Origin of the sequence: Pseudoramibacter alactolyticus ATCC 23263 (assembly GCF_000185505.1) — a bacterium.
In the GTDB taxonomy this organism is placed as follows: Bacteria; Bacillota; Clostridia; order Eubacteriales; family Eubacteriaceae; genus Pseudoramibacter; species Pseudoramibacter alactolyticus.
On the sequence record NZ_GL622359.1, the window covers coordinates 2,173,484 to 2,186,765 of the forward strand.

Sequence of the window (13,282 nt, forward strand, 5' to 3'; positions counted from 1 at the left end):
CGTTTTTATTTTTTATGTGAGGCATCGGGCTTCGGATTTTTCGGCCGGAGATTTTTGCAGCCAAAGCCACCCAATAGAGCGCTGGCTGCCAGTAAAAACAGCCAGGGCGCAGCATCGTTAGCATCCCCAGTATGGGGAGATCGAGCTTTTGGGAAGTGAACCGAAGTTGCGGTCGGCCGCTGAAATGGTATTGATGTGTGAGCCGGTGTCAGGGAGATGTTAAAATTGGTGGTAATCACACCGCCTTGATAGGCATCATCCGATTTGAATGCCAAAAACAGGGTGTGCCGGCCGGGTTTTAGAGTCCTGAGATATTTGGGGTCTAACGTGAGGATGGTCGATCCGGATTTTAAGGCGTAATGTTTTGGATCTATGCGATGAGCGGCATCCGTCCCATTCAGATAGGCCGAGGTGAAGTTGCGAAGATTGCTGTTGACCCGAAAGCGCAGTCCGACCGGGTTTTGGCGTGTCCAGGCGTTATTGGGACTTTCAAGCAAGGTCAGCGGTTCCCTTGGATCGTGGCCAGCCGGCACCAGGACGATATCGCCGAAAGCGGGCAGCTCGGCACGGATAAAGCGCGCGAGGCGATTGGCAGTCAGATTGGTGTAATGGTTGCCGTTTTTGAGATAAACGTCGTAGGCGTATTTTTCTTGTTCGGGGGTCAATTCGATAACGGCTTTTAAGGGAGCGTCGGGCTTGTCGAGGGTCTGGCCGTTGTCAGTGGCGCTCACGCGCAAATGGAGGCTTTCGCCGGCATCCGGTTTTTTTCTTTTACTGTGAGGACGAAATGGTGATTTTGATTGCCTGCGGTCAGCAGATTTTCCAACTGCTGAATTTCAATTTTGCGGTTATTTTGGGTGGTTTTCTGATAATCCAGGTCGACAAGCTGAACGTTGTTGTTCTTGGCGAGAGCCGTGATGCTTGCGTTGGGATGGTGGGTGAAGACGGTGATTCGGTGCCCGATATTCAGGGAAAACACATCTCGACCGAGGTTTGTGCCGCCGGGGATATAAATGGAGCGAAGCTGGTTGGCTGATTTAAAGGCCTCATCGCCGACGGATTTCAGCGAAACGGGCAGTTCCAGATGGGTGATCTTCGACCAGGCGGCGAAGCCCTGCATGCCGACGCTTTTGAGGGTTTCGGGCAGATAAAGCTCTTCAGCATTGGGGAAAAAGGCAGAACCGCAACGGGCGACATCGGTGATGTGGCGCGAATAAATCACATGCTTGGCATTATCCAGACCGGAAACCGCGTAGCTGTTAATTTGGGTGACGCCGTCCGGGATTTCGATAGATTTGAGGTTTTCGAGTTCATAGAAGGCCAGACCGCCGATCTTTTTGAGCCGCTTGGGGACATTGATTTCTTTGAGGGATTCGCAGCCGAGAAAAGCGGCGTCATCGATGGTTTCAATGCTGTCGGACAGGTGAATTTTTTCAACTTCAAAGCAGTTGGCAAAGGCGGCGCTGCCGATGCGTTGAACCCCTTCGCTCATGGTTACGGATTTCAGGTGGTCATGGACGCTGGCGACGCCGGGACCGATAGCAGTGGTCCCTTTTTCGAGGCGCAGGTCTTTAATGCCCGGCGCGGCATAGACAAGGGTGGTGCCTTCGTAGACGCTTCCTTCAAAGTCGTGGTATCGGGCGTTGCCCTTGGCAAAGACGATCTGTTTTAAAATGGACGTGTTGTGTGCATCGTTTATATCGAAAAGCTTGGGGAAGCTGCCGTTGGCCGGCCCTTTAAAGCTTGCCGGAAAGGCGATGCGCGTCAAAGCATCGGTGCTGGTAAACGCTTGGGTGTCGACGCTTTGAAGCCCCTCGGGAAGCTCGAGGGAGTGGAGACCGGCGCTGGCAAAGGCCGATCGCCCAATGGTGGTGAGCGCGCTGCCCTTGGCGAAGGTAAATTTAGATAGAGCAGTGGTAAAGGCAAAGGCGTAGTCGCCAATGGTCCGGCATTTTTTTGGCAGGGTGAAGCTTTGCAGCTGGCTGCAGCCCGAGAAGGTGGCCGGTTCAATGCGGGTGACGGGGCTATCCGCGGGAATTGTTACGCGCTTGAGTGCCTTGCACCCTTTGAAAGCGCTGTCGCCAATCGCGGTGACTGAGGCCGGAACGCTCAGACTGGTTAAGGCCGTGCAGTTTTCAAAAGCGCTGCGGCCGATATGGTCGAGTTCCGCGGCATTAGAAGTATCCACCGATACGAGGGCGGTGCAGCCCTTAAAGGCGCCGTCTTCAATAGCGGTTACTTTTTTCCCTAAGGTGATCTGGGTGATGGCTTTACCCTGGAAGGCGGAGGCGGCTATTTTTTTGACGTTGTCCGGGATGGTGATCTTTGTATCGTGGCCGTAGTAATCGAGGAGAACGCCGTTTTTATCGATTTTGAACAGCTCACCTTCAGCAGCTTTGACCGTCACGTTGACCGTGGCGAGATGGCCGTCGGCTGCAGCGGCCATGATGGTGAGACTGCCGGTTTTTTTGGTTTGGATGCGGCCGGTATCGTCGACGCTGGCAATGTCGGGATTGCTCGAGATGTAGTGCACCCGCGTATCAGTGGCATCAGCCGGTGCTTTTTTTAGGGTCAGGGTGTGGCTGTCGCCTGCCTGGAGCGTGAGACTGGAGGTGTCAAAGGCGAAGGTATTCAAAAATCGAAAAGCGGATTTATTTTTAAAGTTGATCTTCGTTTGGTTATTTTGGGCATAAATGGCATCGTATTTGGTTTTGAGCGTGGAGGGATCGCCGCCATAATAGGTGGTGGCCGTCCAGGTTTCGGTGGGATTGGCGGGAATTACCGTCGCGTCATTTTCAAAACGCACCCAAGTAAAAGCGGAACCCATATCGTCGGTCAGGCAATCGCCGATCGCGGTAACGCTGGCCGGCACATTTACCCCGCGCAGATTATAGCAGGAAGAAAACGGAGTCTTGCCGATGGTCTTCAGGCCATCGTTGAGGTGAACGGCATAAAGCTTACTATTGTAATAAGCGCTGTTGCCCAATGTTTGAAGACTGGCGGGCATTTTGGCAAATTCGATGCCGCTGGAATAAAAGGCTTTGTCGCCGATGCTTGTGATTCCTTCAGGCAGCGCGACATATTGAAGGGCTGAACAGCCATTAAAAGCATTGCTGCCGATTGTTTTAAGCCCCTTTCTCATCGTAACCGTTCTTAGCGCGGAGCAATGATAAAAGGCGCTACTGTCGATGGTTGTGACGCTGTCCGGGATTTTAACCTCGGTGATGGGTTTGCCAGCAAAAGCTGAAGCGCCGATGGTTTTAACGCCGTCTGGAATGACGGCGACGGTGCCCGATCCGGTGTATTGGGTGAGTGTGCCGCTACTGTCGATGGCAAAATCGCTGTCGGCCTTTGCTGTGGGCACAAATATCTGGAGCATCGCCAGACAGAGAATCAAGGTGAAGATGCCGATTCGGTTGTGTTTTAATATTTTCATCATGGACCTTCCTTCAAAAAGATTTAGCAGAAAAATAAGCCATGGCTAACAAAACTTAAAATTATATTAACAGCTTGACGGAGGGATGTCAATATTTTCAGGCTTAAAAATTTTAGAGAGGACTACGAATTGCCATTAAAAAACACCTTTGCCAATAATGGCAGAGACGTCAGGTTGAAATCTGCAATTTATCTTTACGACACGCGATTAATGGCCTCCATCTGGACGGGTTTATCTGCGCGGCCGGCCACCGCAGGTGAGTGGATTACAACACTCACACATTTGCCTTGCCGGACCAGGTCCGTTAAAACGTCGCTGATAGCGGCCTGGGTGTGTGCGTCCAGGCTGCCGGTGGGCTCGTATGTCAGGATGATCTCGGACTCATAGGAAAGGGCCCGGGCGATGACGGCGCGCTGCTGACGTTTTAAATTGAGGTGATTGCATAGATCGGCGGCCGCCCAAAAAACTTAAAAAGGCCGTCACAGATTATCTGTGACAGCCTTAAGGATTCACCTTTGACCTAAACCGCGGGCATGGTCTTAGTGGCCACGATGTCGATACCGGTGCCGCACACGTCTTTGAGCACCACGTCGCCCATTTTTACCGGGGCCTTCACGACAACCTTGGCGAGTTCCGTCATGCAGTCGAAGATCTTGCCCTTCGGAATTTCCCGGGCGGTTTTCACCGGCAGGCGGTGAAGCATGGCCCCTTTGATGACCACCGTCGACGGCACAATGCGTCTTGGGTCGGTCATTTCCTGGATGCCGTAGCGTTCGCCGTTCTTGCAGGAGTTGCCCGTGACCGTCCAGTTGTCGCCTTCCCCCTCAACGGTCAGGTGGCAGCCCATCGGACAGGCAATGCAAGTCATTTCTTTTTTCATTTATTTAGCCTCCTTCGGTTCCACGACGAATTTGAGTTCGCCGTCGGGATATTGTTCCAAAACACTCTTCTTGATTTTGAAGTTGACCATTTCCGCCGGCACAAACTTCTGGGCACGCTTGGTGGCAATCTTTTCGCCGCCGATATAGGCGTTGATCACCGAGTCGGTGCAGACATTCCGAACACGCATATAGCAGTTGACGTCGTCATCGAGGTTGGCCACGGTGATTTTTTCCGGCACCACGTTGCCGATGCCGTCGCCGTTGACCGTTTCGAAATTAACGTCTTCTTCCAGATGACCCTTCACGTAGCGGGCCGCGCCTTTGCCGGCAAGGGCCGCTTCCTGGGATACGAAGTCGACCAGATCGTGCACGTGGACGACGTTGCCCGCGGCAAAGACGCCGGGCAGATTGGTTTCGCACAGCTCGGAGATGGACGGCCCGCTGGTGCGGCGGTCGATTTCGACGCCGGCGCCCCGGGAAATTTCATTTTCCGGAATCAGCCCCACCGAAAGCAACAAGGTGTCGCAGGGAACGGTTTCCGTCGTGCCCGGGATGGGCTTCAGGTGTTCGTCCACTTGGGTGATGTCCACCGCTTCCACCCGGTCTTTGCCGTGGATGAAGGTGATGGTGTGGGACAGCTTGAGCGGAATGTCGTAGTCGTCCAGGCACTGAACGATGTTGCGGGTCAGGCCGTTGGAATAGGGCATGATTTCGCAGACCGCCTTGACATGGGCGCCTTCTAAGGTCATGCGGCGGGCCATGATCAGGCCGATGTCCCCGGAGCCCAAGATCACGACTTCCTTGCCCGTCATATAGCCTTCCATGTTGATGAAGCGCTGGGCGGTGCCGGCGGTGAAGACGCCGGAAGGTCTGAACCCGGGAATGCCGATGGCGCCGGCGGTTCTTTCGCGGCAGCCCATGGTGAGGATCACGGACTTGGCCTGAAGCGCCATATAACCGTCTTCTTCGTTGATGGCGTGCACGGTTTTCACGTCGCCGTCCGCCGTCAGGTCGAGCACCATGGTGTTGAGCTTGTAGGGAATGCCGGCTTCCGCGGCCATGTCGATGTAGCGTTCGGCATATTCCGGGCCGGTGAGCTGTTCTTTAAAGGTGTGCAGGCCGAAGCCGTTGTGGATGCATTGATTCAAAATGCCGCCGAGTTCGCGGTCGCGTTCGAGAATCAGAATATTGTCGACGCCTTCTTTTTGGGCTTCAACAGCAGCAGCAAGACCGGCGGGGCCTCCGCCGATGACTATAATATCGTACATAGTAAGACTTCCTCCCCGTTATTGATTATTTTTCGTTTTGCCATTGAGGATATAGCTCGTATCCTTGGCGTCGTACATAATGTCTTCCATGTCGCAGCCGAGCTCGCGGGCGAGAATTTCGACCACGCGGGGCGAGCAGAAGCCGCCCTGGCAGCGGCCGGCCCCCGGACGGCAGCGTTTCTTCACGCCGTTGACGGTGGTGGCGCCGGCGTTGCGGTGGATCACATCGACGATTTCCGCTTCGGTGATGGATTCGCAGCGGCAGATGATCTTGCCGTAGCGCGGATCGGCTTCGATGGCTTTTTTCTTATCTTCGTCGGACAATTCGTTGAAGATGAGATGCGGCCGGGCCTTCGGGTTAAAGCTTTCGTTGATCGCCGGGGTGACGCCTTCCCGTTCGAGCATCGGCAGAATGATGTCTTCCACACAGTAATAGGCGGCAGCCGGGGCGGAGGTCAGGCCGGGGGATTCGTAGCCGGCGAAGTTGACGAAGTTCTTAACCGGGGATTCTTCGATGATGAAGTCGCCGTCGGTGGTGGTGTAGGTGTCGGCCACCGGAGTATTGCGCGTTCCGGCGTAGGAGCGGATGATTTTGTTGAAGTATTGGCCGAGGGCCGGGCAGTTCTTCAGCGCGTTTTCCTTGATGTAGTCGAGGCGGTCCCGGGTGGTGTTGATGTCGCCCTTTTCCACCGGCATGGCATCCGGCCCGATGAGCAGGTTGCCGTGGACGGTCGGCGAGACAAGGATCCCTTTCCCGACTTTGGTCGGGCAGGGGAAGATGACGTTGTGCACCAGATCGCCGATTTCCTTGTCGAAGATGAAGTACACCCCGCGGCGGGCCAGCAGCTTGAAGTAGGGATCGCCGATCATGTTGTAAATATCGTCGGCGTAGACCCCGGCCGCATTGACCACAAATCTCGCTTCGACGTCTTCGGCTGTGGTTTCGATTTTGAAGGTGCCGTCGTCTTTTTTGGCGATATTCGTCACCAGGTGGTTGAGCTTGAGTTCAACCCCGTTGTCAATGGCGTTTTCCGCCACGCGAACACCCAGCTCGTAGGGGGAGACCAAACCGGCCGTGCCTGCGTAAAGTGCGCCACAGATGTCCGGGGCCAGGTTTTCTTCCATTTCGTGGACTTCGTCTTCAAACAGGATGCGCATGTTCGGCACGCCGTTTTCCAGGCCGCGTTTGTACAGCTCCTGCAGGGTGTACATTTCGTGTTCCGTGTGGGCGACGACCAGGGAGCCGGTACGCCTGAAGGGAACGCAAAGATCCCGGCAGACCTTTTCGTACATGATGTTGCCCGGCGCGTTGAAGCGGCCCTTTAATTTGTGGGGCACCGCGTCGAAGCCAGCGTGGACAATCGCTGAGTTGGCTTTGGTGATCTGGTTGGCCACATCATTTTCGCCATCCAGCAAGACGACGTTCAGCTGATAACGGGAGAGCTCCCGTGCTACGTAGGACCCGGCAATACCGGCACCTATTATAGCGATATCATACATAATAAAATCCTCCTTGATGATAAATAAATTTATAAATAAAAAACCGCACAAGACTTCACGCATTTAATCATCCGTGAAAAAAGTGCGGCTCTCCATTGCCCGTTGATTGATTTAGTTGTTGAGGTCGTGCGTCGATGGGGTCAAGACCGCAGGTCTTTCGCGTATGCTAAGAGGGAATTGAAAGCGTCCCACAAAGGCTTATGCGACGTAGAGGACGACAGGCTGCCCGCTTCCAGGCAGGTTCTGACTTCGTCTTCGGTTTCGATAAAGCCGCCGGTGATAATCGGCAGGGACAGTTCTTTGTGGACCCGTTCAATCACCTTGGGAACGAGCCCGGGCAGAATCTCGACGGCATCGGGTTTGATCTTGCGCGCCGAGTTAAGGGTGACATCCATCGCGGACGAATCCAGAAGGAAAAGCCGCTGAATGGTCATCAGGCCCTCTTTGCGCGCCTGGGTGATCAGTGCGTTGCGGGTGGAGATCACGCCGGTGGGGCGAATCTTTTCCCGCAGGTAGCGGATGAAGTAATGGTCCTCCGCATAGCCCTTGAGCAGATCAAGATGCACAAAGGCGTATTTGCCGGCTGCATTCACGAGGTCCACCATGGGTTTCAAGTTGTAAATATTGCCGGTGAGTAGAAAGACGACCTGGCAGGGAGAATCCACCGCGGCGTGAATATCTCGCGGATTGCGAATCGCGGCGATCACCGGATTTGCTTCAAGCAGATGCTGACATTTTAAAGTCGCCACCTCGGACCTCCCGTAAGCTATCAGATAGTGATTTGAATATAAAACCGTGTGAAGGCGGGGAGGTTAGCTCAATCCGTCCTGCGTCTGAGTGATGGCTGCGAGATAGCCTGGGCTAACCCTCCCGTTTCACGCACAAACTCTCCGACAGGAAGCCCCGTCGGAGAGTGATGTCTGTCGTTTTATTGAATACGACCAGAATGATAATTGAAATGAATCGCTTTTATTCTTCGACGTCGTCCGGATCGATCCAGTGCATGGAGCGACCGACGGCCTTGGTCCAGCCCTTATAGAGTTTGGCTCTGGTGTCGGCATCCATCATCGGTTCGAAGGTTCTGTCGATATTCCAGTGATCGATGACGTCCTGCTGGTTGTCCCAGAAGCCGACTTCGAGACCGGCGAGATAGGAAGCGCCTTCGGCTGTGGTTTCGACGATGGACGGACGGTCGACCGGCACGCCGAGGATATCCGCCTGGAATTGCATCAAGAAGTTGTTGTTGCAAGCGCCGCCGTCGACTTTCAGCGTCTGAAGCGGTGTCCCGGAGTCTTTTTCCATCGCGTCCAGAATGTCGCGGGTCTGATAGGCGAGGGATTCGAGGGTCGCGCGGATGATGTGGTTCTTGTTGGCGCCGCGGGTCAGGCCGACGATCGCGCCGCGGGCATAAGCATCCCAGTGGGGAGCGCCCAGGCCGGTGAAGGCGGGAACGACATAGACCCCGTTGGTGTCGGCCACTTTCTTCGCGAAGTGTTCGGAGTCGGGCGAGGTATCGACCAGGCGCAGCTCGTCACGCAGCCACTGAATGGCGGCGCCGGCGACGAAGATGGAACCTTCAAGGGCGTAGTTGACTTTGCCGCCGAGTCCCCAGGCGATGGTGGTCAGCAGACCGTTTTCGGATTTAACCGGTTCTTCGCCGGTGTTCATCAGCAGGAAGCAGCCGGTGCCGTAGGTGTTTTTGGCCATGCCGGCTTCGAAGCAGGCCTGACCGAAGAGCGCCGCCTGCTGGTCGCCTGCGATCCCAGTGATCGGGATTTCGCCGCCGCCGAAGAGGGTGGTGGTCCCGAACATGCTCGACGAGGGCTGGACATCCGGCAGCAGGGACATCGGGCATTCGAAGGTTTCGCAGAGCTTTTCGTCCCATTTGAGGGTCTTGATGTTGAAGAGCATCGTTCTGGACGCGTTGGAGTAGTCGGTCGCGTGGACACGGCCTTCCGTCAGTTTCCAGAGCAGCCAGCAGTCGACGGTCCCGAAGGCCAGTTCGCCGCGTTCGGCTCTTTCGCGGACGCCTTCGACGTGGTCGAGAATCCACAGCAGCTTGGTGGAGGAGAAATACGGGTCGAGAATCAGCCCGGTATTGTCTTGCACGTAATCTGCAAAGCCCGGAATGGCCTGGAAGCGATCGGCATAGGACGCGGTCCGGCGGCACTGCCAAACGATGGCGTTGTAAACCGGTTCACCGGTCTTGCGGTCCCACACGATGGTGGTTTCACGCTGGTTGGTGATCCCGATGGCGGCAACATCTTCGGCAGTGGCGTTGATTTTGGCCATCGCTTCGGCACAGACGGCGTTCTGGGTGGCCCAGATCTGCATCGGATCGTGTTCGACCCAACCCGGATGCGGGTAGATCTGCGGGAATTCGTGCTGTGCGACACTGACAATCTGACCGTCGTGATCGAATAAGATTGCTCGCGAGCTGGTCGTCCCGGCGTCGCACGCCATTACATATTTTGCCATAATATAAACCCCCTATGTTTATAATATATGAATTTATTTAACGCGCATGCGCGGTTAAATCACGGTGACGGAAGACGCATCGGAAGCCTTGCGGCGATGGAGAAATGGGTCGAAATGTCCGCGTCCGAATGGTGAAAAGCGTTCATAAAAAAAGGACAGTACTCAAATAATACAACGCGTCGTTGTTGGTACGGCCCTACTCCATTTCCTCCTGCCAGATTATGAAAGACATCCTCCGTCTTTTTTGTATTCCCATCATATCACATTTAAAAAAGTGTGTAAAGGGTTTACACCTCAAAAAAATTATTTCTAATAATGTTTCTAAATAACCCGTCGGCGCCATCTGCGTTTTGATGCGCGTGGCAGGCCTTCGAGGTGCGTTTTGACGCCGAAGGAGCATTCATCTTTTGGCCGATGCGATTAAAATCAGCGGCCGGAAAAAGCCAAATGCACCGCCGATAAATACGGATGATTTTTGGGGCGCGCAGCGAGAGGAGCGGCGGCGAAAAAATTCGCGGGATTTTGAAAAGAAATCTGCTAAGAAAATGATTACGTGTTATAATGAAATCAAATTAAAATCTCCAAGGAGGATTTTTACGAGATGAAGAAATTTATCAACGACGTCGAAAATGTCGAAAGCGAAATGCTCGACGGGATGTGTCTGGCAGAGCCGGATAAGGTCAGACGCCTGGAAGATTCCAACGTCATCGTTCGCGCCAAGAAAAAGGAAGGCAAGGTCGCTGTGATTTCCGGCGGCGGCTCCGGCCACGAACCGGCCCATGGCGGTTTCGTCGGCACCGGGATGCTTGACGCCGCCGTGCCCGGCCCGGTCTATACCTCGCCGACCCCGGACGAAATCCTGAAAGCCATTGAAGCGGTTGACGCCGGCAAAGGCGTTTTCATGGTGATCAAAAACTATACCGGCGACGTGATGAACTTCGAAATGGCCGGCGAAATGGCCGACGGGGTCGAAATCGCCCAGGTCGTCACCAACGACGATGTGGCTGTGGAAGATTCGCTTTACACCACCGGCCGCCGCGGCGTCGCCGGGACGATCTTCGTTCACAAAATCGCCGGGGCTGCGGCTGAAGCCGGCAAGAGCCTGGCGGAAGTTAAAGCCGTGGCCGACAAAGTGGTCGCCAACACCCGCTCCATGGGCGTCGCCCTGAAGCCGTCCACCGTTCCGGCCGCCGGTAAACCGGGCTTTGAACTCGGCGAAGACGAAATGGAACTGGGCATCGGCATCCACGGCGAACCGGGGACCTCCCGAGAAAAACTCCAGCCGGCCGACGCCATTGTCGATCATCTGCTCGACAAAATCATGAACGACGATGTTGACTACACCGACGGCTCCGAAGTGGCGGTCATCATCAATGGCTCCGGCGGCACCCCGCTGATGGAACTGTACATCCTGAATAAACGCGTCCACGATGTGCTGGCCGGCAAGGGCGTCAAGATCGCCAAGACCTATGTCGGCAATATCATGACATCTTTGGATATGGCGGGCGCCTCCATTTCGCTGTGCAAACTGGACGACGAAATGAAAGCATTGCTTCTGGCGCCGGCGGATACGGTCGCCTTCACCCAGGACTAATCGCCCAATCAAAAACATGACGAATGGCAGGCCTCGGGTCTGTCATTCTTTTTTGGCGCATTGTGGGCCGGCGGCGTTGCAATCTTTCGCCGATGGTTTATAATGGGGTCAATACTCAAGAAAAGAGGTAATCACATGGCAGTGACAAAAGCAGATATTTTAGCATTTATCAAAGCGGCGGACGAACGCATTGAAACCCATCATCAGGAGCTGACCGATCTCGACCAGGCGATTGGCGACGGCGACCATGGCATCAACATGAACCGCGGCTTCAAAGCCGTGATGGAAAAGCTGCCCGGTGTTGAAGATAAAGCCATCGATGCGATTTTAAAGCAGGTCGGCATGACGTTGGTGTCCACCGTCGGCGGGGCTTCCGGCCCGCTTTACGGCACCGCCTATATGCGCGCCGGCATGGCGATGAAGGGCAAGGAAACCCTCGCGGCGGAAGATATTTCCGCGATGTTTGAAGCGGCCATCGGCGGGATTCAGCAGCGCGGCAAGGCCGTCGCCGGCGAAAAAACCATGCTCGACGCCGTGATGCCGGCCAAGGAAGCTTATGACGCGGGGATCGCCGCGGGCAAGAGCATCGCCGAGGCCCTGGCCGACGCAGAAGATGCCGCCTGGAAGGGTGTGGCCTACACCAAGACCATCATCGCGACCAAGGGCCGCGCGAGCTATTTGGGCGAACGCTCCATCGGCCATCAGGATCCGGGCGCGACGTCCATCACCTACATGGTGCAGGCGGCGAGAGCCGTTGCCGAAGCCAAATAATTTTTAACCGATGCAAGTTTTAAAGCCGCCTTTTCAGGTCTTTTGCCAATCGTCAGGCCTGAAAGGGGGTTTGTTTTGTGTTGGGGCAGCGCTTTGATTTCATCCCTGATGCAGTCGCGCAGCACAAAGAATTCAGACCGGCATCAAAATACTTTGGTTGTTTGTGAGTTTTGATGGATTCGGTATGGATCGTTTTTTAATTTCATCTTGCTTTGTTCCGTCCAGGTTGTCGGCACCAAAAATCCATGTGTGGTATTTTTTATCTTAAATTGATAAATCTCTTCATAAAAATGGCAAATTTAATCTGCTATTCATTTCTCAAAATATGGATATCGTGCATTCCGGTACTAAGAAGTGCGCTGCGATTTTCCACAGAATGAAACCCGCCAATTTTTGCTGCATCGGCAACTTGACCTTTTATGACACCTATCGGCATTCCCTGTAAATTAAATGCCATATAACCTAAAATCATATCCCATGGTTCGGAATAATCCGGTTCAATTCCCTCATTTAAACACACAACAACGCCTCCGGGATTTAATGCCTTTTTTAACTTTGCGAAGAAATCCGCACCGCCTGCAATGGCAAACAGCATAACGGCGGAGCAAATTATCAGATCATACCCGTTGCCGATATCATCGTTTATAAAGTCCCCGGTTTTAACGGAAATGCTATCTTGCAGATTGGAAAGCTTTACACTTTCTTCGATAAGCGGCTGCATATCCGGTCTATCAAAAAGAACGCCGGTACGATTACTTTCATCCTGTATAACTGCAATTCCAAGACAACCTGCACCACAGCCCAAATCCAATATTTTGTGAATAGATTTATACTCGGGAAGGGATCGAAGAATTTCTAACAGTTCATATTGACGTACCCCCGATTGAGCATCACGCATCGCATTGCCATAAGCTGCAAAATCCATAGATTGTTGTGTCTTTTCCTGCGGTTTGGGACCTTCCTTCACCTGCTGTGCCACATTTCCAAGGCTCATTCCTTGATTATTGCAGAAAAACATCAGCACGCTTCCCATATAGGCAGGCTTTCCCTTGATAAGATATTTTGCAGTCTCCGGCATATTACAAAATGTATCTCCCTTTCGTTCAATATAACCAAGGCTGTACAAGCCTTTCAAAAGATTGAAGGTGTTGCCTTCATCCCAATTCATTTTTTCAGACAACTCTTTTGCAGTGATAGGCTTCTCTAAATTAGAAAAGACATCTAATTCGATAGCACCCTGTATCAGTTGCTGATAAGCTGAGAGATACGGTAACGCTGTAAGCTGTTCATAAATATTTGTTTTGTTAATCATAGTAATTTACCTCTTTCTTTATTTATAATTTTTTATGACATA

Annotated in this window: 11 protein-coding genes; 3 read left to right on the forward strand and 8 right to left on the reverse strand. The window is 53.6% G+C overall.

Going from position 1 to position 13,282, the window contains the following annotated elements; all coding sequences use genetic code 11:
- Window positions 1–5: 5 nt before the first annotated feature.
- The 7 genes from HMPREF0721_RS10315 to glpK all read right to left on the reverse strand — a co-directional run bounded on the left by HMPREF0721_RS10315 (window position 6) and on the right by glpK (window position 9,563).
- Window positions 6–731 (reverse strand): hypothetical protein, encoded by a 726-nt coding sequence (locus tag HMPREF0721_RS10315; protein ID WP_156788744.1) that lies wholly within the window; start codon window positions 729–731, stop codon window positions 6–8.
- Window positions 728–3,436: a leucine-rich repeat protein gene (locus HMPREF0721_RS10320; RefSeq protein ID WP_169310237.1), complete on the reverse strand. Its 2,709-nt coding sequence runs from the start codon at window positions 3,434–3,436 to the stop codon at window positions 728–730. The genes HMPREF0721_RS10315 and HMPREF0721_RS10320 overlap by 4 nt, the downstream gene beginning before the upstream one ends.
- A gap of 520 nt (window positions 3,437–3,956) precedes the next feature.
- Window positions 3,957–4,316, reverse strand: coding sequence for a DUF1667 domain-containing protein (locus HMPREF0721_RS10325; RefSeq protein WP_006599718.1), 360 nt, complete (start codon window positions 4,314–4,316; stop codon window positions 3,957–3,959).
- Window positions 4,317–5,585, reverse strand: a complete 1,269-nt coding sequence (locus HMPREF0721_RS10330; RefSeq protein ID WP_006599719.1) for an NAD(P)/FAD-dependent oxidoreductase — start codon at window positions 5,583–5,585, stop codon at window positions 4,317–4,319.
- Window positions 5,586–5,603: 18 nt separating this feature from the next.
- Complete coding sequence (locus HMPREF0721_RS10335) at window positions 5,604–7,085, reverse strand: NAD(P)/FAD-dependent oxidoreductase (RefSeq protein WP_040640506.1); 1,482 nt, start codon at window positions 7,083–7,085, stop codon at window positions 5,604–5,606.
- A gap of 140 nt (window positions 7,086–7,225) precedes the next feature.
- A complete protein-coding gene (locus tag HMPREF0721_RS10340; RefSeq protein ID WP_006599721.1) occupies window positions 7,226–7,834 on the reverse strand; it encodes a glycerol-3-phosphate responsive antiterminator in 609 nt (202 codons plus the stop codon).
- Between the two features lie 220 nt (window positions 7,835–8,054).
- Window positions 8,055–9,563, reverse strand: coding sequence for a glycerol kinase GlpK (gene glpK / locus HMPREF0721_RS10345; protein ID WP_006599722.1), 1,509 nt, complete (start codon window positions 9,561–9,563; stop codon window positions 8,055–8,057).
- Window positions 9,564–9,970: 407 nt separating this feature from the next.
- Between glpK and HMPREF0721_RS10350 the strand changes: the two genes are divergently transcribed.
- The 3 genes from HMPREF0721_RS10350 to dhaL all read left to right on the forward strand — a co-directional run bounded on the left by HMPREF0721_RS10350 (window position 9,971) and on the right by dhaL (window position 11,928).
- The gene (locus HMPREF0721_RS10350; protein WP_006599724.1) at window positions 9,971–10,168 is read left to right on the forward strand and encodes a hypothetical protein; all 198 of its coding nucleotides are present in this window, start codon (window positions 9,971–9,973) and stop codon (window positions 10,166–10,168) included.
- Window positions 10,165–11,157, forward strand: coding sequence for a dihydroxyacetone kinase subunit DhaK (gene dhaK, locus HMPREF0721_RS10355; protein WP_006599725.1), 993 nt, complete (start codon window positions 10,165–10,167; stop codon window positions 11,155–11,157). Before HMPREF0721_RS10350 ends, dhaK begins: the two co-directional genes overlap by 4 nt.
- A gap of 135 nt (window positions 11,158–11,292) precedes the next feature.
- Window positions 11,293–11,928 carry a dihydroxyacetone kinase subunit DhaL gene (dhaL, locus tag HMPREF0721_RS10360; protein ID WP_040640069.1) on the forward strand — a complete coding sequence of 212 codons (636 nt, stop codon included), beginning with the start codon at window positions 11,293–11,295 and terminating at the stop codon, window positions 11,926–11,928.
- Window positions 11,929–12,235: 307 nt separating this feature from the next.
- On the opposite strand, the gene HMPREF0721_RS10365 is transcribed toward dhaL, so the two are convergent.
- On the reverse strand, window positions 12,236–13,240 hold the full coding sequence (locus tag HMPREF0721_RS10365) for a class I SAM-dependent methyltransferase (protein ID WP_006599728.1): 1,005 nt from the start codon (window positions 13,238–13,240) through the stop codon (window positions 12,236–12,238).
- Window positions 13,241–13,282 lie beyond the last annotated feature (42 nt).